This window comes from Chryseobacterium piperi, assembly GCF_002285635.2.
Lineage (GTDB): Bacteria > Bacteroidota > Bacteroidia > Flavobacteriales > Weeksellaceae > Chryseobacterium > Chryseobacterium piperi.
The window spans coordinates 3381998-3406211 of record NZ_CP023049.2 but is presented as its reverse complement, the minus strand read 5'-3'; the positions used below and the strand labels follow the sequence as shown (position 1 = coordinate 3406211).

23 protein-coding genes are annotated in these 24214 nt (G+C 36.1%); 12 read left to right on the top strand and 11 right to left on the bottom strand.

Going from position 1 to position 24214, the window contains the following annotated elements:
- Nucleotides 1-9: 9 nt before the first annotated feature.
- The 3 genes from CJF12_RS14885 (at nt 10) to CJF12_RS14875 (ending at nt 4802) form a co-directional block, all read left to right on the top strand.
- Nucleotides 10-627, top strand: coding sequence for a DUF502 domain-containing protein (locus CJF12_RS14885; protein ID WP_034681420.1), 618 nt, complete (start codon nt 10-12; stop codon nt 625-627).
- 86 nt (nt 628-713) lie between these two features.
- Nucleotides 714-2090 (top strand): tryptophanase, encoded by a 1377-nt coding sequence (locus CJF12_RS14880; RefSeq protein ID WP_034681418.1) that lies wholly within the window; start codon nt 714-716, stop codon nt 2088-2090.
- Nucleotides 2091-2348: 258 nt separating this feature from the next.
- Nucleotides 2349-4802, top strand: coding sequence for a TonB-dependent receptor plug domain-containing protein (locus CJF12_RS14875; RefSeq protein WP_034681416.1), 2454 nt, complete (start codon nt 2349-2351; stop codon nt 4800-4802).
- Nucleotides 4803-4845: 43 nt separating this feature from the next.
- On the opposite strand, the gene CJF12_RS14870 is transcribed toward CJF12_RS14875, so the two are convergent.
- A complete protein-coding gene (locus CJF12_RS14870) occupies nt 4846-6063 on the bottom strand; it encodes a PQQ-dependent sugar dehydrogenase (protein WP_034681649.1) in 1218 nt (405 codons plus the stop codon).
- A gap of 107 nt (nt 6064-6170) precedes the next feature.
- Between CJF12_RS14870 and CJF12_RS14865 the strand changes: the two genes are divergently transcribed.
- The 4 genes from CJF12_RS14865 (at nt 6171) to CJF12_RS14850 (ending at nt 10418) form a co-directional block, all read left to right on the top strand.
- On the top strand, nt 6171-6542 hold the full coding sequence (locus CJF12_RS14865) for a BlaI/MecI/CopY family transcriptional regulator (protein ID WP_034681414.1): 372 nt from the start codon (nt 6171-6173) through the stop codon (nt 6540-6542).
- Between the two features lie 268 nt (nt 6543-6810).
- Complete coding sequence (locus CJF12_RS14860) at nt 6811-7989, top strand: M56 family metallopeptidase (RefSeq protein ID WP_084675591.1); 1179 nt, start codon at nt 6811-6813, stop codon at nt 7987-7989.
- A 54-nt stretch (nt 7990-8043) separates the two neighbouring features.
- Nucleotides 8044-10035 (top strand): excinuclease ABC subunit UvrB, encoded by a 1992-nt coding sequence (gene uvrB / locus CJF12_RS14855; protein ID WP_034681409.1) that lies wholly within the window; start codon nt 8044-8046, stop codon nt 10033-10035.
- Between the two features lie 11 nt (nt 10036-10046).
- The gene (locus tag CJF12_RS14850) at nt 10047-10418 is read left to right on the top strand and encodes a hypothetical protein (protein ID WP_034681405.1); all 372 of its coding nucleotides are present in this window, start codon (nt 10047-10049) and stop codon (nt 10416-10418) included.
- 143 nt (nt 10419-10561) lie between these two features.
- On the opposite strand, the gene CJF12_RS14845 is transcribed toward CJF12_RS14850, so the two are convergent.
- The 5 genes from CJF12_RS14845 to CJF12_RS14825 form a co-directional block, all read right to left on the bottom strand.
- Nucleotides 10562-11047 (bottom strand): cupin domain-containing protein, encoded by a 486-nt coding sequence (locus tag CJF12_RS14845; RefSeq protein WP_034681402.1) that lies wholly within the window; start codon nt 11045-11047, stop codon nt 10562-10564.
- A gap of 11 nt (nt 11048-11058) precedes the next feature.
- Entirely contained in the window at nt 11059-11313 is a 255-nt protein-coding gene (locus CJF12_RS14840; protein ID WP_051887178.1) for a DUF3820 family protein, read from the bottom strand.
- Between the two features lie 13 nt (nt 11314-11326).
- Nucleotides 11327-12421 (bottom strand): AI-2E family transporter, encoded by a 1095-nt coding sequence (locus CJF12_RS14835; protein ID WP_034681399.1) that lies wholly within the window; start codon nt 12419-12421, stop codon nt 11327-11329.
- Nucleotides 12422-12425: 4 nt separating this feature from the next.
- Entirely contained in the window at nt 12426-13160 is a 735-nt protein-coding gene (locus CJF12_RS14830; protein ID WP_034681396.1) for a hypothetical protein, read from the bottom strand.
- A gap of 71 nt (nt 13161-13231) precedes the next feature.
- Entirely contained in the window at nt 13232-13954 is a 723-nt protein-coding gene (locus tag CJF12_RS14825; RefSeq protein ID WP_034681394.1) for a hypothetical protein, read from the bottom strand.
- 48 nt (nt 13955-14002) lie between these two features.
- Here CJF12_RS14825 and CJF12_RS14820 point away from each other — a divergent pair, with 48 nt between their 5' ends.
- On the top strand, nt 14003-14980 hold the full coding sequence (locus CJF12_RS14820) for an aminodeoxychorismate synthase component I (RefSeq protein WP_034681392.1): 978 nt from the start codon (nt 14003-14005) through the stop codon (nt 14978-14980).
- Nucleotides 14964-15590 (top strand): aminotransferase class IV, encoded by a 627-nt coding sequence (locus tag CJF12_RS14815; RefSeq protein WP_034681391.1) that lies wholly within the window; start codon nt 14964-14966, stop codon nt 15588-15590. Before CJF12_RS14820 ends, CJF12_RS14815 begins: the two co-directional genes overlap by 17 nt.
- Before the next feature lie 112 nt (nt 15591-15702).
- On the opposite strand, the gene menD is transcribed toward CJF12_RS14815, so the two are convergent.
- Nucleotides 15703-17379 carry a 2-succinyl-5-enolpyruvyl-6-hydroxy-3-cyclohexene-1-carboxylic-acid synthase gene (menD, locus tag CJF12_RS14810; protein ID WP_034681389.1) on the bottom strand — a complete coding sequence of 559 codons (1677 nt, stop codon included), beginning with the start codon at nt 17377-17379 and terminating at the stop codon, nt 15703-15705.
- An 86-nt stretch (nt 17380-17465) separates the two neighbouring features.
- Between menD and CJF12_RS14805 the strand changes: the two genes are divergently transcribed.
- Both CJF12_RS14805 and CJF12_RS20040 read left to right on the top strand, forming a co-directional pair.
- On the top strand, nt 17466-18416 hold the full coding sequence (locus CJF12_RS14805) for an isopenicillin N synthase family dioxygenase (protein ID WP_034681387.1): 951 nt from the start codon (nt 17466-17468) through the stop codon (nt 18414-18416).
- A 76-nt stretch (nt 18417-18492) separates the two neighbouring features.
- Complete coding sequence (locus CJF12_RS20040) at nt 18493-18654, top strand: bacteriocin-like protein (protein ID WP_165569109.1); 162 nt, start codon at nt 18493-18495, stop codon at nt 18652-18654.
- Between the two features lie 115 nt (nt 18655-18769).
- Here the strand turns inward: CJF12_RS20040 and CJF12_RS14800 are convergent, their stop codons facing one another.
- Together CJF12_RS14800 and CJF12_RS14795 are read right to left on the bottom strand one after the other, a co-directional pair.
- Entirely contained in the window at nt 18770-19816 is a 1047-nt protein-coding gene (locus CJF12_RS14800; protein ID WP_034681385.1) for a PA0069 family radical SAM protein, read from the bottom strand.
- 122 nt (nt 19817-19938) lie between these two features.
- Nucleotides 19939-20133: a hypothetical protein gene (locus tag CJF12_RS14795; protein WP_034681384.1), complete on the bottom strand. Its 195-nt coding sequence runs from the start codon at nt 20131-20133 to the stop codon at nt 19939-19941.
- A 173-nt stretch (nt 20134-20306) separates the two neighbouring features.
- Here CJF12_RS14795 and CJF12_RS14790 point away from each other — a divergent pair, with 173 nt between their 5' ends.
- Nucleotides 20307-20657 carry a hypothetical protein gene (locus CJF12_RS14790; RefSeq protein WP_034681383.1) on the top strand — a complete coding sequence of 117 codons (351 nt, stop codon included), beginning with the start codon at nt 20307-20309 and terminating at the stop codon, nt 20655-20657.
- Nucleotides 20658-20675: 18 nt separating this feature from the next.
- Here CJF12_RS14790 and CJF12_RS14785 read toward each other — a convergent pair whose 3' ends face one another.
- The gene (locus CJF12_RS14785; RefSeq protein WP_034681382.1) at nt 20676-23324 is read right to left on the bottom strand and encodes a hypothetical protein; all 2649 of its coding nucleotides are present in this window, start codon (nt 23322-23324) and stop codon (nt 20676-20678) included.
- A 36-nt stretch (nt 23325-23360) separates the two neighbouring features.
- Entirely contained in the window at nt 23361-24158 is a 798-nt protein-coding gene (locus tag CJF12_RS14780; protein ID WP_034681379.1) for a DUF2797 domain-containing protein, read from the bottom strand.
- Nucleotides 24159-24214 lie beyond the last annotated feature (56 nt).

Here is a 24214-nt window from a genome sequence, read left to right as displayed (position 1 = left end):
CATCCTCCCTTGAAAAAACTGTCTTTCGAAAACATTGCGAATTTCTTCCTGAAAAATTTCTTTCAGGGATTGGTAATTATCGGCCCTATCGGACTTACAATTTTTGTAATATGGTATATCGTTTCTTCTATAGATAATATCATTCCTTCAGTTGCCAGAGAAATTCCGGGATTGGTTTTTGTATCGACTATTTTAATTACTGCCCTTTTAGGGTATCTGGGAAACAAATTTGTTGTAGGGAAATTCTTTTTCGACACGATGGACAGTCTATTAGAGAAAACACCCGGAGTAAAACATATTTACACTCCTACCAAAGACGTCATGTCTTCATTTGTAGGAGATAAGAAAAAATTCAATGATCCTGTCTGGGTAAAAACAAACGCCAATCCGGAAATCTGGAGAATTGGTTTTTTAACCCAGAGAGAAATGTCCGACGTGGAGAAGGATAACTGCGTAGCTGTTTACCTCCCGCATTCGTACGCTATTTCCGGATGGGTAATTGTTACAGAAGAAAAAAACATCAAACCTGTAGTGGGAATGACCGCTGCTTCTGCAATGAAATTTGCTGTAAGCGGTGGTGTAGCAGGCTTCCACTCTGACGACAATATATTTAAAGCTCCTGAGTAGATTCTACTACTTATTTAAATATACTTGATGAATTGAAATTTAATTTCAAAAAAATTTTCTTACAAACAATCTAATAAATATAACTCATGAATTTACCGTACGCGGAACCTTTCCGCATTAAAATGGTTGAAGAAATTCGCCAGTCAACAAGAGAAGAAAGAGAGCAATGGCTTAAGGATGCGAACTATAATTTATTTAATTTAAAATCTTCACAGGTTTTTATCGACCTGCTTACCGACTCAGGAACAGGAGCAATGTCTGACAGACAGTGGGGCGCATTGATGACCGGAGATGAAAGCTATGCCGGTTCCCGATCATTTGATCAGCTGCATACCGCTGTAAAAAATATTACAGGATTTACTTATCTCCTACCTACTCACCAGGGAAGAGCTGCTGAAAACGTTTTGTTTTCCGTACTTGTAAAAGACGGCGATGTCGTTCCCGGAAATTCACATTTCGACACCACAAAAGGACACATTGAGTTCAGAAAAGCACATGCTATTGACTGTACTGTAGATGAAGCTTTTGACATCAATGATCTTCATCCGTTCAAAGGAAATATTGACCTTAAAAAACTTGAAGAGGTCTATAAAAGCCATCCTAAAGAAAAAATACCCTTCTGTTTAATTACCATTACCTGTAACTCTTCAGGAGGGCAACCTGTTTCTCTTGAAAACATGAAAGCAGTAAGAGCACTTTCCAATCAATATGGAATTCCTGTTTTCTTTGATTCTGCAAGGTTTGCTGAAAATGCATATTTTATTAAAAAGAGAGAAAAGGGACAGGAAAACAGAAGCATCAAAGAAATCTGTAAAGAGATTTTCTCTTACGGAGATGGTATGACCATGAGCTCCAAAAAGGACGGGCTGGTGAATATCGGAGGATTTATTGCTTTAAACAGCGAGGAGATTTTCAGAAAAGCATCCAACTTCACGATTATCTACGAAGGATTCATTACTTATGGAGGTATGGCCGGAAGAGATATGGCCGCATTAGCAGTAGGACTTGATGAAGCAACAGAATTTGCTTATTTGGAAAGTAGGATTTCACAGGTAGAATACCTTGGAAACAAGCTGATAGAATACGGAATTCCTGTTCAGAAACCAATTGGAGGTCATGCTGTTTTTATTGATTCTTTAAACTTTCTTCCTAAAGTGGCTCGTGAAGAATATCCGGCACAGACCTTAGGGCTTGAAATTTATAAAGAGGCAGGTATCAGAACTGTTGAAATCGGAACGTTACTGGCTGACCGGGATCCGGAAACCAGGCAAAATCGTTATCCAAAATTAGAGTTGGTCCGCCTGGCTATCCCAAGAAGAACCTACACCAATAACCATATGGATTATATCGCTGCTGCCATAAAGAATGTTTATGAAAGACGTGATGAAATTGCCAAAGGGTACAAAATTACATGGGAGCCCGATCTCCTGAGACATTTTACCGTACAATTGGAAGAAGCATAAAATTAAAACCGAGATGATCATCTCGGTTTTTTATTTACACTTGTGAATAAAATTAATTTTAATTGAAAAAAAACACTAAACCACAATACAACTATTGAGTTTTAACTAATTTTAAGTATTCAATTAATATTTTTCACTAATTTATGCATTACATCATTTTTACATTATAATTTTCAAACAATCGCAATTTTTACTGATGATTTAAAATCAAAACTCAATACTTTTGATGAAATTACCAATCACAGAAACTTGATACATATGAAAATTAAATACTTAAGTGCCCTGTTTCTTGGCACCACTGCAGCATTATATTCGCAGCAGGTCAGCGACACCATTTCTAAGGAAGCTAAAATTGAAGAAATTGCAATTACAGGAAGCAGGAACAAAAAAAGAACTGTTGTTAACACTCCGGTACCTATAGATGTTATTGATATTAAACAGGTAAGCCAATCAACCGGGCAAATAGAAGTCAATCAGCTTTTACAGTTTGCAGCACCTTCATTCAATTCCAACAAACAATCCGGCTCTGATGGAGCTGATGCGGTAGACCCCGCCACTTTAAGGGGGCTTGGTCCGGATCAGACTTTACTTTTACTGAATGGCAAGCGATATCACCAATCTTCACTTGTTAATCTTTTCGGTACAAAAGGAAGAGGAAATACAGGATATGATATGAACACCATTCCGATTGGAGCCATCAAAAGAATAGAAGTACTTCGGGACGGAGCCGCCGCTCAATATGGCTCTGATGCCATTGCGGGTGTTATCAACGTTATCTTAAATGACCGGGATAAAGGATTTGAAGGCAATGCTTTTTACGGCATGAATCTATTTAAAAGCCCTGGCAACAATGATGTTGTATCCGATCATAAGGTGGATGGGATGACTTTTAATTTCAATGGTAATTACGGAACAAAAATCGGATCTCAGGGAGGTTTTGCCAACTTTACAGCCGAATTTGTGAATAAGGACTTTTCCATCAGGAATGCAAATCCAGAAATTTATAAAGCTCCAAATGAAGCTCCAAGGCAACGCTTTGGTGATGCAAAATCGCAAAATGTTTATTTCTTTGGAAATATTGAAGTTCCCTTATCTGATAATTTAAAATTCTACTCACATCCTGGATTTTCCCAAAGAAGTACCAATGCTAATGCATGGACCAGGCAAGCCGATGCAGATGGAAACGTTCCGGAAGTATACCCTAACGGTTTCAATCCTATCCAGAATACCAACATTACGGATTTTACGTTTGATAATGGATTAAAATTCAAAGTAGCAGGATGGGATGTTGATTTTTATAATGCTTTTGGAAGCAATAGATTCACCTATCAAATCGATAATACCATCAATGCCACTTTGGGGGTAAGATCTCCCACCAGCTTTAATGCCGGAGGCCATTCTCTTCTGCAAAACACCACAGGTTTTAATGCTACCAAACAATTTGATGTATTAGAAGGTTTAAATATTGCCTTCGGGTCTGAATTCAGGTATGAGAAATTTGACATCATTAGAGGACAAGAAGCATCTTACGCCATGTATGACATCAACGGAAATGTTGTAACTCCTGATACACCAAAAAATCTATTGGTGGCTGTCCCGGGATCTGATCCCGTCCGCTACCGGCCAGGCGGCTCACAAGGGTTTCCCGGATATTCTATCAATCTGAATAAAAGCAGAAACAATTTTGCTGCTTATGTGGATACCGAGCTGGATATCACTAAAAAATGGATGATAAGTCTTGCAGGAAGGTTTGAAAACTACAGTGATTTCGGCAGCACTATTAACGGAAAATTCGCAACAAGATATGCCATCACGCCTCAATTCGCCTTGCGAGGTTCTGTTTCTACAGGTTTCAGAGCCCCTTCCTTAGCCCAAAAATATTACGCCTTACAATTCACTAATTTCCAGGGAGGCAATCTGGTAACGATTCAATTAGCCTCAAACGACAGTGACCTTGCCAAGCTTGCAGGTATTTCGCAATTGAAGGAGGAAACTTCACTAAACGGAAGTGTCGGGTTTACTTTTAATACCGGAAAATTCACCGCAACAGTCGATGGATACTATATCAATGTAAAAAACAGAATTGTATTAACCGGAAACTTTTCGAGAGAAGACTTACCTTTGGAAGCCCAGGAAAGATACCCCTATATCGATCAGGCACAGTTCTTTTCTAATGCCATAGATACGAGAACAAAAGGAGTAGATGTAATATTAAGCTACAACGAAACTATTGGCAGTGGTAAATTAACAGCCACCTTAGCCGGAAACTATAATGAAATGGAAATCACTTCCGTTAATGCTTCAGATCAACTAAAGGGCAAAGAAGATATTTACTTAAGCGCAAGAGAGCGTGCATTTATTTTAGCATCAGCCCCTAAGACAAAAATCAATTTAAGCTTGAACTACAGACTTTCAAGGTTCAATGCTAATGTACAGCTGGTGAGATTTGATAAGGTTACTCTGATTGGATATAATGGACCTACTGATTATCAAACCTATAACGCAAGAGTAACCACCGATTTATCTTTCGGTTATGATTTCTCAAAAAGCGTCAGCTTAACAATAGGCAGCAAAAACCTCTTTAACAGATACCCAACACTACAAACCGCTGCTGTTTCTGATGGAAACACAGAATCCGGAGGAATTTTCGATCCGGTACAAATGGGCTTTGCAGGAAGACAAGCTTTCGCCAGGTTCAACTTCAGATTTTAACAGATAAAAGAAGGCTTCCGAAAATTTCAGAAGCCTTCTTTATTTATTTTTTAGAAATTTTATACAGTTTGCCACTATCTGTGACTGCATAAAGGTTTCCGTCCATTCCATCAAGAACATCCCTGAACCTTTCTTTCTGATCTGCTAACAGGCGTTCTTCTCCTACGACTTTATTATCCTTCATTACAACCCTGTTAATATGTTCGCCACTTAGGCATCCTATAATCAAATTTCCTTTCCATTCATCCATATTTCCGGTATAGAACGTCACCCCACTTGGAGAAATAACTGGATCCCAATAATACACAGGCTGTTCCGTACCCTCTTTTTGAGTAATTCCCTGCCCTACTTTTTGTCCTGAATATTCAATCCCGTAAGTAACATCTCCCCAACCATAATTTTTACCCGGCTGAATAAAATTAATCTCATCCCCTCCTCTTGGACCCATCTCCACATCCCAAAGATTGCCATTAGGATCAATAGCCATTCCCTGAGGGTTTCTTACTCCATAAGCATATATTTCAGGCTTATATCCAGCCTTTCCAATAAACGGATTTCCGGGAGCCGGCTTACCATCTTTTGTGATTTTAAGAATTTTACCCAGGTAATTATCTGTTTTCTGAGCATATACCCTTGTTTCTTTATCCGATCTCTCTCCTGTACTGACGAATAGATTTCCATCTTTATCAAAAGCCAATCGACTTCCATAATGTTTATCACCATCATAAGAAGGTTCTGCACGGAAAATTATCTTTACATCGGTTATCGTTTTTAAATCCCCTGAAAGTTTCCCTTTAGCCACTGAGGTCAGGTTTCCTTTTCCAAATGGCTCCGAAAAACTAAAATAGATCATATTATTATTTTTAAAATCAGGATCGAGTGCTACATCAAGCATTCCTCCCTGACCCTTTGAGTCTACTTTTGGAAATCCTGAAATTTTAGACACCTGCTTGCCATCTTGTGAAACAACATTCATAAAACCAGATTTTTCTGTAATTAAAAATCTTCCATCGGGTAAATTAATAATGCCCCAAGGCCGTCCCAGGTCTTTATTCAAGACCTCAACATTGTAAGGTGTTGTAGTTTTTACAGCCTTTATACGGGTTTGCCCTTCAAAGGCTGGCTTATAATTAGTATTAGGTTTTCCGGTCTCCACACTGCCATCATTGCCTGTTTGCTGAGCATTGGCATTATTCTTTTGACACGCAGTAAGAATGAGAGAAAAACTCAGAATGGATACATAAAAGTTATTGAATTTCATAGTATTGTGATTAGTGATTAAAGAAGAATGGAAAAATAATGCCATAAAAATTTGTTGGTTAAAATTTTTATTCTACATTTGTAGAACAAGATATTAATCAGTAGAACATGAAAGAAATAAAATTAACAGATTCTGAAAAAGACCTTATGGAAATTCTTTGGGATAAAGAAAAAGTTTTCATGAAAGACATTCTGGACCTGTACCCGGAACCCAAACCAGCCGCTACCACCGTAGCAACCCTGCTTAAAAGAATGCAGAATAAAGACCTGGTAGGCTATACACTTTATGGAAACTCCCGTGAATACTACCCAAAAGTAGCCAAGAGAGATTATTTCAAGGAAGAAATGACTTCAATGATTGACCGTTTTTTTAATAGCTCAGTGACACAATTTGCTTCGTTCTTCACATCCAATGCAAAAATGTCTCAAAAGCAACTGAAAGAACTTCGCGAAATAATTGATCAACAGATAAAACAATAAAAATGTTTTCTATTATCCTAAAAATAATTCTGTGTTCTTCATTACTTATCACAGTGTACTATTTGTTTTTAGAAAAAGAAAAAATGTACCGGTTCAACCGATTTTTCTTACTTTTTTCTTTAGCATTCTCTTACCTGGTTCCGTTTATTTCCATTACAACGGAACTTCCTAAACCAATAGATCACTCCAAATTAGTCTTTGAAGAAAGCACACAACAGGCACTGAATCTTTCATTAAAACAGGAAAATTTTAATTGGGCGACAGTGATATGGATTGTTTATGGCAGCATAACTCTTGCTTTTTTAATAAAAGCATTGATTTCAATGTTCCAACTGAAAGGTTTAAAAGGAAAAAAATAGACTATCAGAATTATAGAATAGTCATTACCCAGGCTAACCTGCCTCCCTTTAGTTTTTGGAACACCATCTACATGGGAGAAAATTACCTGAGCAACAATGAAATAGATCCACGAATATTCCTCCATGAAAAAAGTCATCTGGACGAAAAACATACCTGGGATCTTCTTTTTATCGAAATTGTAAAAGCCTTCACCTGGTTTAATCCTGCTCTTTACTTTTACAAAAGAGCAATGATTACTAACCACGAATTCTTAGCAGATGAAGCCGTAATAAACCATAATTTCAGCATAAGGGATTATCAGAACTTAATTATTAAAGAAATAACAGATAACCAGGGACTGGCATTTACCCACCCATTTAATTTTAACAACACCAAAAAACGATTTATTATGATGAACACCAAAAAATCAAAACTTATCGGAATAAAAAAAATAGCAAGTATTCCTATATTGATCACAGCTTTTGGGCTATTTGTCCAAAAAACATATGCGTACAATCCTACCTCAAACCCGGAAAGTATTACAACCCAGACAAAGACATCTAATGAAACACCCCTCACCGAATCATTAGTAAAAACAGACGGACAAAAGGACATTACAAATCATCAAAAGAACATTTCAGATACGATTCGTCCTACAACTAAGAGTGCTGCAAAAAAGACTACCCGCAATAAAGATGTTCTTGTACCTCCATCACCAATACAAGGATCGAAATCAGAAAATACAAACACCAATCAAAACGCCGATACACCTCCTCCTCCAGCCCCATCTGCTTCTTTTGTTCAGGCTGATTTCCCTCAAGGGATCAATGAGTTCAGAAACAGACTGGCCAAAAATTTTAACGGAAGTATTTTTAAAGGAAATGAAGGCCTCGTTAGGACAAATGTTTTCATCTCTATCAACAGTGATGGTACGGTGCAGAAGATAACCGCCAATGGAGATAACAGTACTTTTAACGAAGAAGCCGAAAGAACAGTAAAAACTGTAACACAGAATGTTAAATGGACTCCCGCCACAAATAACGGGCAGCCTGTCGCCACCGTATTCAAAATTCCACTGACCATGTCTTTTGACAATGGTAAAAAATGATAATTATTATAAGAGTCCACTTCAGGACTCTTTTTTATTTCATAAATTTGATGTATGAATTTCAAACTTCAATCAGAATATAAACCAACCGGAGATCAACCTCAGGCTATTGAGAAACTTACCGAAGGAATAGAAATCGGTGAGAAATATCAAACTTTACTTGGGGTGACAGGATCCGGTAAAACGTTCACAGTGGCCAACGTTGTGAATAATGTTCAAAAACCAACTCTGGTTTTAGCACATAACAAAACTCTGGCAGCACAGCTTTTCATGGAATTTAAAGAATTCTTTCCGGAAAACGCTGTGGAGTATTTTGTCAGTTATTATGATTACTATCAACCGGAAGCCTATATTGCTACTACTGGAACTTATATTGAAAAGGATTTAAGTATTAATGAAGAGGTTGAAAAATTACGTCTTTCAGCGACAGCCAGCTTGCTTTCCGGAAGAAGAGATGTCTTAATTGTAGCTTCCGTTTCATGTATTTATGGTATTGGAAACCCTACAGAATTTCATAAATCATTAATCTCAATTGCAATCGGAGAAAAAGTAACGAGAACAGCTCTCCTTCATTCTTTAGTAAGTGCACTATATTCCAGGACACTGAATGAGTTTCAAAGAGGAACTTTCCGTGTAAAAGGAGACGTTATTGACGTATTCCCTGCTTATGCTGATGATGCCGTAAGAATTCAGTTTTTCGGTGATGAGATTGAAAAAATTCAAAGCTTTGATCCGGTAACCGGAAATGTAACTTCTCAGTTTGAACAGATCCAGATTTACCCTGCAAACCTTTTCGTAACCTCAAAGGAAACTTTAAACGGAGCAATTAGAAATATTCAGGATGACATGGTAAAGCAGGTCGACTTCTTTAGCTCCATCGGAAAACCATTGGAAGCAAAAAGGCTACAGGAAAGAACAGAGCTAGATCTTGAAATGATAAAAGAACTGGGTTATTGTTCAGGAATTGAAAATTACTCAAGATACCTGGATGGAAGATTACCCGGATCCAGGCCTTTCTGTCTCATCGATTACTTCCCTAAGGATTTTTTAATGGTTATCGATGAAAGTCACGTTACCGTACCACAGGTACATGCCATGTACGGAGGTGACAGAAGCAGAAAAGAAGCACTTGTAGAATATGGTTTCAGACTACCGGCTGCCATGGATAACAGACCTCTGAAGTTTGAGGAATTTGAAAGCATGCAAAACCAGGTGATCTATGTCTCTGCAACCCCTGCAGATTATGAACTGGAAAAGACCGGTGGAGCATATATCGAGCAGATTATCCGTCCAACCGGTCTTTTAGATCCCGTTATCGAGGTAAGGCCTTCCTTAAACCAAATCGATGATTTGATGGAGGAAATCCGTAAAAGATCTGATGTGGATGAGAGGGTTTTGGTAACGACACTGACCAAAAAAATGGCAGAAGAACTCACGAAATATTTTACAAAATTTGGAATCAGAACAAGATATATACATTCTGATGTTGAAACACTGGAGCGCATTCAAATCATGCAGGATCTAAGGGTCGGGCTTTTTGATGCTCTGATCGGAGTCAACCTTTTAAGAGAAGGACTCGATTTACCGGAAGTTTCATTGGTTGCTATTCTGGATGCTGATAAAGAGGGTATGCTAAGGAGTAGAAGGTCCATGATTCAGACAGTAGGACGTGCTGCAAGGAATATCAACGGAAAAGCGATCCTGTATGCCGACAAGATGACAAAGTCAATGCAGGCTACCATTGAAGAAACAGAATACCGCCGGGCCAAACAAACCCAATACAATGAAGATCACGGCTTAGTTCCAACAGCCTTAAATAAAAAGATTTCAGAAAACTTAGTAGGAAGAAGCAAAGATTTCCCTGATTCAAAATACACTCAAAAAGAAATTATACAAAAAGTGGCCGATGCGAAGGCCAATTATGCGAGTGAAGATATTGAAAAAATGATTGAACAAAAGCAGAAGGAAATGGAAGCCGCTGCTAAAAATCTTGATTTCATAAGAGCTGCAAAGTTACGGGATGAAATTGCAGGCTTGAAAAACTAAAGAAACCCACTATGGAAACACTCATCATTATTGGCGGAATTTATTCTTTAACATTGGGAGTGTTTCATTTATTTTTCTGGAAGTTTTTTAATTGGGGAAAAGATCTGACAAAGCTGTCTCTGGTAAATAAGGGAATAATGCAAATCCTTAATATCCAGATGATTTTTGTTTTTTTCTCAACAGGTTTAATATGTCTTTTCCTTAGACATCAGATTTTGGAAACCACTTTAGGAAAGCTTTTTCTTTTGGCTAATTCGGCATTTTGGGGAATAAGGGTAATCAATCAGTTTATTTTCTTAAGAATAAATGATTACCGAATCCATCTCCTCACTTTGGTATTTATAATCGGGTGCATTCTCTTCTTAATCCCTGCCATTAATTAAGAGATTAATTTTTAGCCCAATAAGGCAGAACTGAAAGAAATTAGCTATAAATTTTGTCATCCGGAAGAATCTTAAAAATAAGTCAAATACAGACCCATTGAACTCTTCAGGTCTTTTCAGGATGACAAACATAACGCTGAAATCTAATCTTCCCGCGTAAACTCTTTGATCACATTATTTAAATCGGGATATTGCTGAAGTAATGTATTTCTTTCTGCTAATTCAAAATCTAAAAAATCAAAGCCCGGGGCCACTGTGCAACTGACTAATGAATATCCCTTACCTTCTGATATTTTGGCAGCAAACCAGACATTCGCTTCAATGATCGCTTGTGGTACTTCTCCATTTTCTAAAGAATTACCTAAGATAATTGTGTGTAATTTTCCGTCTTTAATAAAAACAATTTCCAAAGGTTCTCCCTGATGGAAAAACCACAATTCATCAGACTTGATTCGATGAAAAGAAGATTTATTTTCATTTTCCAGCAGATAATAAATGGCAGTACTTACATTTCTTGAATTCCCACCTTCCAGGGTTAACACTTGTTCAGACCTGTAGGTTTCTTTATAATAGCCTCCTTCAGGATGAGGCTCCAGTTTCAAAATATCAACAAGCTTCTCAGGGGTCATATTTGTTTATATTAAAATTTGTAGGTCTTGTTCTTTATCTTTTCATAATTTACTACGCCTCCCCGTAGTGGAGCAAGCAAATCCATAAGTCCATTCAATTTTATCTCATAAATGGTTGATAGCTGCATTCCTAATTTTCCTTTAGGCATTCCCTGCCTGTTAAACCATTCAAGGTAGCTTATTGGTAAATCGGCCAGTATGGTTCCTTCATGTTTCCCAAACGGCATTTTAACGACACAAATCTCTTTTAATATTTCCGGGTTTATTCCTTCCACAACTTTATACTATTAAATCAACATTATTTTCTCCATCTTCTCCTTTACTCGACATCTGCAAATCAGGATGCGGCGTATCATCATCTGAAAATTCATTTCTGTACACCTGAATGAGCAAAAGGGTAAGAGAAATTAAAATAGGCCCGAAAATCAGTCCCATAAAACCAAATAAATTCATTCCCATGATAATACCGAATACTGTATTTAACGGATGAATATCCTCCAATCTTTTTAAAAGGGTAAAACGCAATAAATTATCCGTCAATCCCACAATCACGATACAATAAACAGCCAGACCAAGTCCAGGCCCAGTATTCCCTACTGCAATCATATAGATACAAACAGGAACATATACAATTGCCGCCCCTACAACAGGGATCATAGACGCTACTGCTGTTAATGCAAACAACAATACAGGACTGGGTGCACCAAAAATAAAATAACCGATTAACCCTACTACTCCCTGACCTATCGCTACAACAGGAATTCCAATAGCATTCGCTATAATCAGTTTTCTCATTTTGTCTCCGATTAAAGAAACATTAGATCTTTTCAAAGGAGCTGATGAGGACAGAATTTTTTCAAAAAGTCTAGGTTTCTCGAAAAGGAAGTACAGGATAAAATACATCGACATAATCACCGTAAGCGTATTAAAGGTTCCGCTAAGAGCAACTGTTGAAATTTTTCCAACCGAACCCTTCACTTTATCCATATTTTCTTTACTCAGGATATCAAAGCCAAATTTCGAGTCGACATAAGCATGTATCTTCTCCAGAAACACATTAAATTTAGTCATATACCCCTGTGCATTCCCTAATTTATCAATCAGGAGATCCGCAATAAAATAGATGGGTAAAATAAGAATAACCAAACTTGCTAACATCAATACGAGTGACGAAAGCCAGGGTTTCCATTTTCTCTCCTCCTGAAGGTAAAAGTTATACTTCCGGCAAACTACATAAATGGTTAGTGCTCCCAATACCGAAGGGATAAAAAGAGCAAGATTGAAACAAATTAATCCCGCCAACACTAAAATAATAGCAAGCAAGAAAACCTGCTTTATTGCCACACTGCTTATTTGTTTATCTTTATTTATCATATTATTATTTAAATACTATTTGTCTTGGTTTTCCCAGGAAAGCACAATAAGCGGAATACATAACCACCATAATGAAAGGCAACGTAAGAATAATGCCTATCCCGCAAAGGACAATACCTGCTACTGAGATCAAGAGACCTACAATAGTCGTTCCAAGAAAGGTTCCGTAGTTTTCTTTTGCTATATTGAAAGATTTTCCAAGCGCTTCGGTTGCAGAAGCATTTTCGAACAACAATATAGGGTATCCTAATAGTAATAAAGGATATACAAAAAAGAAAGGGAAGAAACAGATGGACAATGCAACACTGGAAATCAGCCCTGAAATAATACTATAGATCAATATGTTAACAAAATTCTGACGGTACCCGATAAACAAATCGGAAAACTCGATTGCATTCTTTGTATTGTATTTATTAACAATGTAAATCAATCCTACATACAGAGGAGCAAGAAGAATTCCTAAAAGTCCTGACAGAGTAAGGTATAAAGAAAAACCTGGTGCATTCCAATAGCTGAAGCTGGAAAAATCACCCCCTGAATCCCTCATCTCTTCCATGACGGCCGTAGAGTTAAAACCACTGATAGACTGAATAATAAGCCCACCAATAATATATACAATCATTGCAACAACGGCATAAAGGAAAACTCCTTTGTACATTTCGAAAGCATGCGAAATAATAGAGCCTGTATCCCTATTGGGAACGGAACCCTGCTGATCAAATTCGTCAAATTCAGACATTGTTTAAATTTTTTAATGTTTTATCAAATTTAATTTTTTTTGATAAAAAAAGCATTAAACAATGGTAATATTTAATTTTTTTCTGAAAAAACAACTTTATATAGTGAATAGATCATTGCATTCCAAAAAGGAAAAGTAAATAATCCACCTATAAGAAATAATGCAAATCCAATATATTTGAAAAGAAAAGCCACAATCACACACACCATGATTTCAACAAAATACATTCTCAAGGCTTTAAAGTTTAAAGTGATTGCCTCAAAGATCCTTTTATCTGTAAAAAACATGAGCGGAGCTACAAAAATGGTTACAAAAACCCATACGATACCCAAAATAATTGTTTGTGCCGTCAATAAATACACAAAAAACCAGAATAAAAAATAGCTGATGTATTTGAAGAAATTTAATCCGTTATAACCGACAAACAGATCTCCCAATTCTATTTTCTCCTTTAAATCCATTTTCCTGAAAATTTGAAAAAATCCTAAATTCAAAGGATACAGAAAAACAATTACCGCCAGAAGTGCATAACTGAAATTTTGGTAATCTTTCGTAGCGCTTATGGCTGCTACTTTTTCCATATAAGCCTGTGTCCCCAGCTTAAAAGCTTCAGCCAATTCCTGGTTCTGTTCCCAAATTCCAAAGCGGGAAGCGAAAAAAAACATTCCCGTAAAAAATACTGCAAAGTAAATAATGGAAAACATCAGTTGGAATATCAATGTTTTGTTCCAATAGAAAAAAGCCTGCTTCAGTATAAAATCAATTCCCGGTTTCTGAGGATATTTGTTCTGCATGTAAAAATATTTTGTGCAAAAGTAAACATCAATAAGTACTTTTGTCGAATGTTTTCAGTGAATCATCAAAAATTTATGGAAATGGATGAGCTTTCTCTCCAGAAAACTCCCTATTTCTTCATCATCGACTTCCTATGCAATAAGGTTGAGATATACCGGGAGAATGAAATTGAAAATTCAGGCTTATTAATTGATTTCCAATCATTTTCAACCTTAAAAAACAACAATAAATTACATAAAAAAACAGTATGGAAATCATATCCTGAATCTCTCGAAAGCTTTAAAAAAGGATTTGACAAAGTTCAGAAAAATATTCATTTAGGAAATTCTTATCTGGTTAATTATACCCGGAAAACTAAAATAGAGACCAATTTAACCTTAGAAGAAATATTTCATCACTCAACTGCGAAATATAAGGTGTTTTATAAAGATTTTTTCGTATTTTTTTCTCCTGAAACTTTTGTAAAGATTATTGATGACAAAATTTTTACCTATCCTATGAAAGGAACTATAGATGCATCTGTGGAAAATGCTGAAGAAACCCTGAGGAATGATAAAAAAGAAAAAGCAGAACATTATACGGTGGTAGACCTATTGCGCAACGATCTAAGTATCGTTGCAGATCATGTGAAGGTCGATAAATTTCAACATATTGATCTTATCAGGACACAGCAAAAAAACCTGTATGCAATGAGTTCTGAGATTACAGGAAATATAAAGCCTGAGTTTACCGGCAGGGTAGGTACTATTATGAAAAAATTACTTCCGGCAGGATCGATCTTAGGAGCACCCAAGCCCAAGACGCTGGAGATCATCCTGGATGCAGAAGGTTATGATAGAGGATACTATACAGGAGTTTGCGGGTGGTTTGACGGTAAGAATGTAGATAGCTGTGTAATGATCCGTTTTATTGAGAAAGAAAAAGATACTTTATATTTTAAAAGTGGTGGCGGTATCACCCATATGAGCCAATTAGAAGATGAGTATCAGGAAATGAAAAACAAAATTTATGTCCCAATTTATTGAAAGTATAAAAGTCGAGGATCAGGAAGTTTTCCTGTTAGACCTTCATCAAAAACGTGTCAACCAGACATTTGCTCACTTTGGCAAGGAGGGATCTATTGACCTCTCAAAAATCTTTAAAAATCTACATCACGATGAAGACGGCCTTTTCAAGCTAAGAGTTGTTTACGATCTGGATAAAAAATTCAGAACACAGATGATTCCTTATGCTATTCCGGAAATACAAGACTTTCGGTTGATCGAAAACAATACTTTTGATTATTCCTTTAAATTTGAAGACCGTAAGGAGTTGGAAAAAATGAAGATGAAATCTAAAGCTGAAGAAATCATCATCGTTAAAAACAATCATATTACCGACACTTCATTTTCCAATATTTTATTTCTGAAAGGCAAAGAATGGTTTACGCCATCCACCTATCTTTTAAATGGAGTCCAAAGACAAAACCTTTTAAAGAAAAAGAAAATTAAAGAACAGGAAATCACATTACAAAACATCAAGCAATTTTCACATTTCCAATTGATTAATGCCTTGAATGACTTCGATGATATGTTCATTTATCCTATTGACAGAATTAACAATCTGCCAGGGAATGATGAGTATCTGGATATTTAATATAGATCCCTGGAAATCAACCATATCGAACTTTACTAAAAATACTATAAACCCCATAGGCTTTTAACTTATGGGGTTTTATTTGTATTTAATTTGGTCGTTCTGTCTTAATTTAGCTTTCTTTCATAAATTCGAAATAGCCTTTCAGAACATCCGCACTATTGGTTCCATGAGTATTAATTTCCAATACTTTAGGCTGATTATCCGGCTTGAAAAAATTATCAAGAACCCGGTCTAACGTTCTGTCATCTTCTACCTTCGTATAAGAGAATCCAAAATGTTTGGCAAGGTGCTCTGCATTTTTATGGTGCTTTGTTGCAATAAATTCGTCCAGTGTATTTGGATTGGCATTGCCCGGACCCGGAATAATTTTAAAAATATTTCCTTCTCCATTGTTGAAAATAATAATCCTTACAAAAGGAGGAATGTATTGATTCCAAAGGCCATTGATGTCATAGAAAAAACTTAAATCTCCTGTAATCAACAAAGTAGGATTAGGACTTTTAATCGCAAATCCCATTGCGGCAGACGTTGAACCGTCAATTCCGCTTGTTCCTCTGTTACAATACATCTTTCTTTTTCCAAAATCAAACAGCTGTGCATATCTGATTGCTGAACTATTGCTGAAATGGATATTATAATTTTCCGGTATGGTCTGTGACGCTTTATTAAAGAAATAGAAGTCTGAGAACTCGACCATATTCAGAAACTTTTCATGTTTAGCATCCTTCTTGTCTCTCAAAACGTCCCATAAATTGAAATAGGGTCTCGGCTCAAGATTGATAAACTTTAATAATTTTGAAAAGAACAGTTCCGGTTTTACTTCTATCTTTTCTGTCAGTGAGAAATACGTATCTGGCTGCCAAACTTCATCGAGATGCCAGTGTTGCTTGGGACGTGCCTTTCTTAAAAACTGTTTTACTTTTTTAGAAACAACATTTTGACCCACCGTGATTAACAAATCCGGGGCATATTTTTTATAATCTTCATCCGTGAAGTTGAAGATATAACGGTCTATAAACCTGAAGAATTTTTCATGATATAAATTAGAATTCGCTTCGCTTAAAACGACTACAGAATGATTCTTCACCAGTTGGGAAAGCTGATTCTCGAGTTCCGGGCTATGATCTTTTGTTCCTACCAGAATCATAATGCGCTGGGAAGTATTCCAGTCTGCAACCAGGTTGGAAGGAATTTCATATTCTCTTTTCTTAATGGTTTTTTCAACCGTTGGAAAAGTAGGAAGCTCGGAAACCAAATCATATAAAGGTTCTTCCAAAGGAATATTAATATGAACCGGTCCTTGTTTTTCAAAACAAAGTTCGATTGCTTTTTTTATCGTTTCAAAATTGAAATCCTCTGCATTTTCTTTACTATCTTCTAAGAGCTGAAAATCGCCATAAGAATGCTGATGAAATATTGCATTCTGGCGGATGGTCTGTCCATCAAAAATATCAACATAATCCGTTGGTCTATCGGCCGTTAATATCAAAAGGGGAACATTCTGATAAAAAGCTTCTGTTACAGCCGGATAATAGTTAACCGTTGCAGAACCGCTTGTACAGGTAATGGCTACAGGCTTTTTTTCACTTTTTGCCATTCCCAGCGCAACAAAGGCTGCACTTCTTTCGTCAACAATACTAAAACAGTTAAAATGATCTATTTCTGAAAAATGAATTGCAAGTGGAGCATTTCTCGATCCCGGAGAAATAACAACGTCTGAAATCCCGTACTGCTGGAGAAGATTCGCTAGTATCTGAATGCTTCTCTTAGAAGAATATTTTTTCATACAGCAAATGTAGTTTATAAATACTTAATTGTAAAAAAATTTAATCCAAAAAAGACGTAATTTAGCGCCACGTTAAATTTCTAAAAATGGATAAAATACCTAGTGTAGACCTGCGTGATTTCCTTTCGGACAACCCGGAACGCAAACAGAAATTTGTAAATGAAATCGGAAAAGCTTATGAAGAAATTGGTTTTGTAGCCCTAAAAGGCCATTTTCTTGATGACAAATTAGTGGATGATTTGTATGGTGAGGTGAAAAACTTTTTTGAACTCCCAACGGAAACCAAACAGAAGTATGAGATTCCAGGAATTGGGGGACAGAGAGGCTATGTAGGCTTCGGTAAAGAAACTGCAAAAGGCTTCAAAAAAGGAGACTTAAAAGAATTTTGGCATTTCGGACAATATGTGTCTGATGACTCAAAGTACAAAACAGAGTATCCTGACAATGTTATTGTTGATGAACTTCCGGAATTCAACACGGTAGGAAAAGAAACTTACCAGATGTTGGAAAAAACAGGAAAATATGTATTAAGAGCTTTAGCATTATATCTTGGGCTTGATGAGTTTTATTTTGACGATAAAATAGCAGAAGGAAACTCTATTTTAAGACCTATTCATTATCCACCTATTACTCAGGAACCGGATGATGCTGTAAGAGCTGCCGCTCATGGGGACATCAACCTCATCACTCTTTTAATGGGATCTCAGGGAAAAGGCCTCCAGGTGCAGAATCACAATGGCGAATGGATAGATGCTATTGCAGAACAGGATGAATTGATGATCAATGTCGGAGATATGCTTTCCAGACACACCAATAATAAGTTAAAATCTACCATCCACAGAGTTGTTAATCCACCAAGAGAACTATGGGGAACTTCAAGATACTCTATTCCTTTCTTTATGCATCCTGTAAGCGGAATGTCTTTAAATTGTCTTGAAAATTGTATCGACGAAAATAATCCGAAATTGTATGAAGACACCACTGCAGGAGAATTCTTACATGAAAGGCTTATTGAGCTGGGATTAATCAAAAAATAATTTCCATAAAATTTGTTTTAAATTATAAATTTTAATTATATCTTTACTTTAGTGTCAAATTTTTAATTAAACTAGTATGGAAAACTTAAAAAAACTAAGCAAAGACCAATTAAAAGGTATTTCCGGAGCAGGAGGAGTTAAACTCCCTGAACCTGAATTTTGTATGTATTATTGCAATGGAACAGTAATCTGTGCAGCATGCAGCAATGACTTCAAATGTCCGGATGATTCAATGTAATTGAAATTCAAAACATTAATAAGAAAACCGTTCCTTTTTGGAACGGTTTTTATTTTTTTATTTAATCTCGAATGCTCCCATTTTCTCGTAGACTTTGCTGATAAGAGTAGTTAAATCAATCGAACAATCTTAATTGTTGATCTTTAGCTCCAGTAAAATTCTTAGTAGAAAGCTTTGGAAATTCTTTGCCTTCAAAAAATTTCTTCCTTCCTATTTTAAACGTATTATGAATCATTTCTGCGATATTACCATCTCCTTTTTGCCTTTCAAAATATCTTTTTTCTCCCAGTTTACCACCCCGCATAGAACGAATCAAATTTAAAACCTTTTGAGCTCTGTCAGGAAAACTGCTTTCAATCCATTGAACAAAAACCGGCTCTACAGCATCATTCAGCCTTACCAAGGTGTACCCAAAACTTTGAGCTCCGGCTTCAGAAATAACCTTTAGAATCCCCAGTGGCTCATCACTATTCAATCCTGGAATAATTGGCGCAACCATCACATTCACAGGAATCTTGTGTTCAGAAAGAATTTCTATTGCCTTCAATTTATTTTTTGCAGAACTGGTCCTTGGCTCCATTTTTCTTCGCAGATCTTCATTAATCGTCGGAATACTCAAGGAAACGGAAACCAGACTCTGCTCAGCCATTGGCTGCAGGATATCCAGATCCCTTAAAACCATAGCATTTTTCGTTAAAACATTAACCGGATGCCTGTAATCAAGGCAAACCTGCAGAAGCTTTCTGGTAATTTCAAAATGTCTTTCAGCGGGTTGATAACAGTCTGTATTTCCAGAAAGCAATATCGGAGCCGGCTGATACCCTCTTTTTTGAAAAAACTTTTCCAGTAATTCAGGTGCATTTTTTTTCACCATGATTTTTCTTTCGAAATCAATACCGGCACTGTACCCCCAATATTCATGAGTAGGTCTTGCAAAACAATAGGCACAACCATGCTCACAACCCTGATAGGGGTTCATAGAATATTCCATGGGAAGGTCTTCACTCTTTACCTGATTAACGATGGTTTTAGGAAACACTTCGGTAAAAGAAGTTTTCACCGTTTCGAAATCTTCATCATCAGGCTCAAAGGTATACCTCTCGAAACGGTTTACCACATTTCGTTGAGCGCCCTGACCTTTTATGATGTTTTCGTTTTGCATTTCACATGTAAAATTAGAAGAGAATGTTTTAAAAGTAATGAGTTTTAACACTAAAGTTTTCCACAAAAAAATCCAACACTTAAAAAGTGTCGGATTTAAACATAATTAGATATATTTTTTTACTACTTCAACGCATAAAATTCGACACCATGATATTCTTCATCATGATCTTTCCCATCAAAGTGTCTGTGATAATCTGAATAATAATCACTATATTTTTTATCTTTTTTAGTTAAAATCTTTTTTAGTCCTAAGAAACCTAAAACTGCCAAAAGACCAACTCCTCCTGCCAGTAATACTCCAACTTCCTTTTTCATATTTTGTTCGATTTATTAATTTGTCTATTGCAAAAAATGTACCTTTCCCGTTTCCATGAATTATAAATTTTGTTAACATTAGAAATTATTTTGAAGGAAGGCATATTTTATTTCCTTTAAAAATTCGTCGGTATAATGGTTTAATTATTGTACTAATCACAAAAAGTATTATTATGGAAAATTCAGAAAACATCGACAGAATGACAACATTAAGCCAGGTTATGGAAACCTTGTCACAAAGAGGGATTCATAGGGAATTCAGAATGAATGAGTCTTGCGAAATGAAGTTTGAAAATTCAGACAAAAACTATCAGCCTTCGGATTTAACGATCTTAAAAACATACCGCTTTGAGGGAGATAGCAATCCCGATGACAATGCTGTATTATATGTATTAAAAGATACTGCTGGCAATATCGGCATGATTATAGACTCTTATGGAGCAGACAGCAATTATCCCGGTGAAAAATTTGATGAATTCTTAAGAAACATTCCCGTTCAGGAAAGCGATGAATTTAATTTCTAAACATAAATAACCCCGGAACTATTGAGCTTCGGGGTTTTCTTTTTTCTTAAATATATTTTTCAGAAAACCTTTTTTCTTTTCTTCTTCCTGTGGAGCTTTAGGTTGTGCTGCTTTGTTACTCTGCTTTGTTTCTTTAATATCCTTAATAGTTTTCTTCACATCCTTAACAGCAGAAACTGTTTTCTTAACGGCCTTTTCCGTTTTATCTACATTTACTCCGATCAGCGTCTTCTTTAGGCCTTCCTGAATTCCCTTCCAGAATAGATTAAAGAATGATTTAGTAGGATCTCTCTCCACATTCTCCACAGTAACCGATTCGGGAAATTGGCCGGAATCTGATTTTATAAATAAATTGGCAACAGCAGTTAAAAGCCCCTTCTTCTTTTTATTCTCCTTATTCAAAATTGCAATCTTCAAATCCTTATGCTTAAGGTTAAAAGATCCGCCCAGTCCTGTTGGACTTCCTTTAAAGTTAAAAAGCATTTCCTGAATAGTTCCGGTGGCTGTTATATGAAGATAAGGACGAATAAAAGGATTAATTCCCTGAGCAGGAAGATTTACCGTCTTACCTGAAATTGTGAAAAGGTCATGCTGATTGGCTACATCAAATTTCCAATTGACAGATAAGGGAGCCATATTCATAAAAGAACAATTTATTTTGATATCGACCTGGGTAGGTTTTCCTTTAAATTTTGCTGAGTTCAGGTTTTTCACATTCATATTAAACTGGCTGAATGTTAATTTTCCGGGACCTAAACTTTCCGGAGTATCTTCTTCATACACCAGGACAGAATTTTTTAAATCCAGCGTATTAATATACATTGGAATCTTGATAGACCGGAGCAACTTAGAATATAAAGGCTTTTCCTTCGGATCATCTTTCGGAATTTTACTTCTGAAAATATTAGCATCCGCAGATTGAATAACTACGTGAGAGGCATTAATGAACTTATTATTTGAAAACAAATCCCAATTGCCATCTGCCGTGATCTGACCTACTTTGAGATCATACAAATCCCGTTCAACGGGTATCATTTTGATAAACTGAGCTCTCGAAATGAGAGGCTTCATAGCAAAATTGTTAACCTGGATTTTATTCTTCCCTACTTTCAGAAGTCCAACACTCATATTATAGAACTTTGTTTTATAGGCAAAATTCCTGGTGGAGAGCGTATAATCCTTTACGGTAACGGCGAGTCCATCATTATTAGGTTTTGACTTAAGCTCCACATCATTTATATTGGCATTGAGATCATTAAAAGTCAACGGCTCATCTCCTTTATCATAGATAAGATTTGAGTTTTTTACAATTACTTTTCTTATAACAAGAGGAAAATGTATTCCTTTTAATTCAGCTTTCTTCTTCTGGGTTCCTTCACGAGCTTTGATAGTACCATTCACACCATCTACAAGAATATCTTTAATATCGAGATTCAGCTTCTTATCAATAAAGTCCCATTGATTGATATTAAAAGCAATATGATTGGCTTTAAAGTCCATTGAAGTTTTTGAGCCTGTAGGCAAAGCGGTAATATTCTGTATTTCTCCACTTTTAGGATTTAAAGCAACACTTTCCGCTACGATATTTTGAGTTCCTGTATAATGGATATTCTTTCCTGAAAAATTAAAGTTTTTGTAATTAACAGGGATCATATTTTCAGACGACTCTTTATTGAAAGCCAATGCATTAATATCCAGATTTAAACTTTGAGCATATAAAAGCTTATTCCCATCCGGCTTGATAATCTGTACTACTCCATTATTTAATCTGATATCATCCAGATTAACTTCATAATTCATCGGCTTATCAGATTTTTTCACCACCGCATTGGTAGTGTAAACCGTGAGAACGGGATCCTGAAAACTGGCATTGGCAAGTGAAATTTTATTGTTCTTTAAAACCACATCTTTAAACTCCATTTTCCGGATATCAAACTGGAAAAGCTTATTCTTTTTAGGATAGAATCTTTTAAACTGGTCAAAAGTCAGCAAAGGAATGAGCTTAAAATCCTCGACAAGCATCTGCCCGTTTGCCGTGTTGATTTTACTGATTTTTAAAGCATACACATTATCCGGACGAAAGAAAAATTCCTTCCCTTTAATATCATATTTATCAAAAACAACAGGAAGCTTATTCTCAACAGATTCTTCCGTCATCTGAAGATTCTCAACAAAGAGATTAAAGTCTTTAACTCCTAAAAATTTCTGTTTGGTATGCTTAAATATGTTGATGTTCCCATTATTGATTCTGATATTTTCGAATACAACAGGATTTCTTTTTTTCCCTGTTTTCTGATCTACCGGCTTAGCAAGAATTATATTAAGGTTAGGGCTGCCCAATAACAAGTCCGAAGAGCTGATCGTTTTATTAAACAGTGCATCATAAATCCCCAACCGGTTTATTTTTAATGTATCAATAGTTCCCTGGATACCTATAACATTGGTATTTTGTGGATTTTTATTATTTATAGTAATTCCTGTCGCCAAAATATTTCCACTTCCCAGATCTACATCCAGTACTTTATAGGAAACTTTATAATCCGTATTCTTTTTTATATAATTAGGAAGCTGGGTTTTCAGCCAGATATTTAATCCAAAGTTCGCCAGTAAAAAAATTACAAGCAAAACCCCAAGACTTATCAGTAACTTTTTAACCCATTTTTTCATATTGGTGATTTGGAATGATTATTTTTAAAGATAGGGTTAATTTTTCACACTTAACTCTACCACATAACCTTCATGTCCCCTTACATTAATAAAGTCTCCACCTTCAAAACTAAGATACTGACCTTTAATTCCCGTCAGCCTTCCGGTAAATTCGGGCTTTTTATCCAATGTAAAAGAGGTTACTTTCTGAGGTTTTTCAAAAGGATAATCAAATTTCCACAAATCTTCCCCTTCGCTATAAAACTGCTGGAAATCTTCCGGGAAGTATTGTTTGATTTTTTGTTGAAAGTCTGCCAAATCCATTTCTCCTTCAAAATCATCCTGAAGCATTTTTTTCCAGTTGGTTTTATCCGGAAGGTGCTCTTTCAGGGCAACCTCGATCATTCCTGCTTCATAACGATTTTCGGTTCTTGCTATAGGTAAAGCAAAAGTAGCCCCCTGATCAATCCATCTTGTTGGAATCTGGGTGTTTCTTGTCACACCAACTTTTACATCTCCCGTATAAGCCAGGTAGACCGTATGAGGCTGCAACTGAATCTCTTTTTCAACATCAAGATCACGTTCTGCAACACCCAGATGAGCTGTAGAAAGCTCAGGACGAATAATGGTATCACTTGCATACGGACTTTCAAAAAAACAGCTTTTACAAAATCCCATCCTATAAATAGGCTTATCTTCTCCACAATGTACACATTGGAAACCAATATGCCTTATGCTTAATTCCTTTCCAAACAACTCATTCATATGAATCAAATCCGCGGAAAGATTAAGGTAATACTGAATAGGTTTCGCATCATAACTCACCATCTTTAAAATTTGCCCTTGAAACTGCATAGTTTATATTTCTTTTTTAAGTAAATTTAATGATTATATTTTCAAAAAGTAAATTT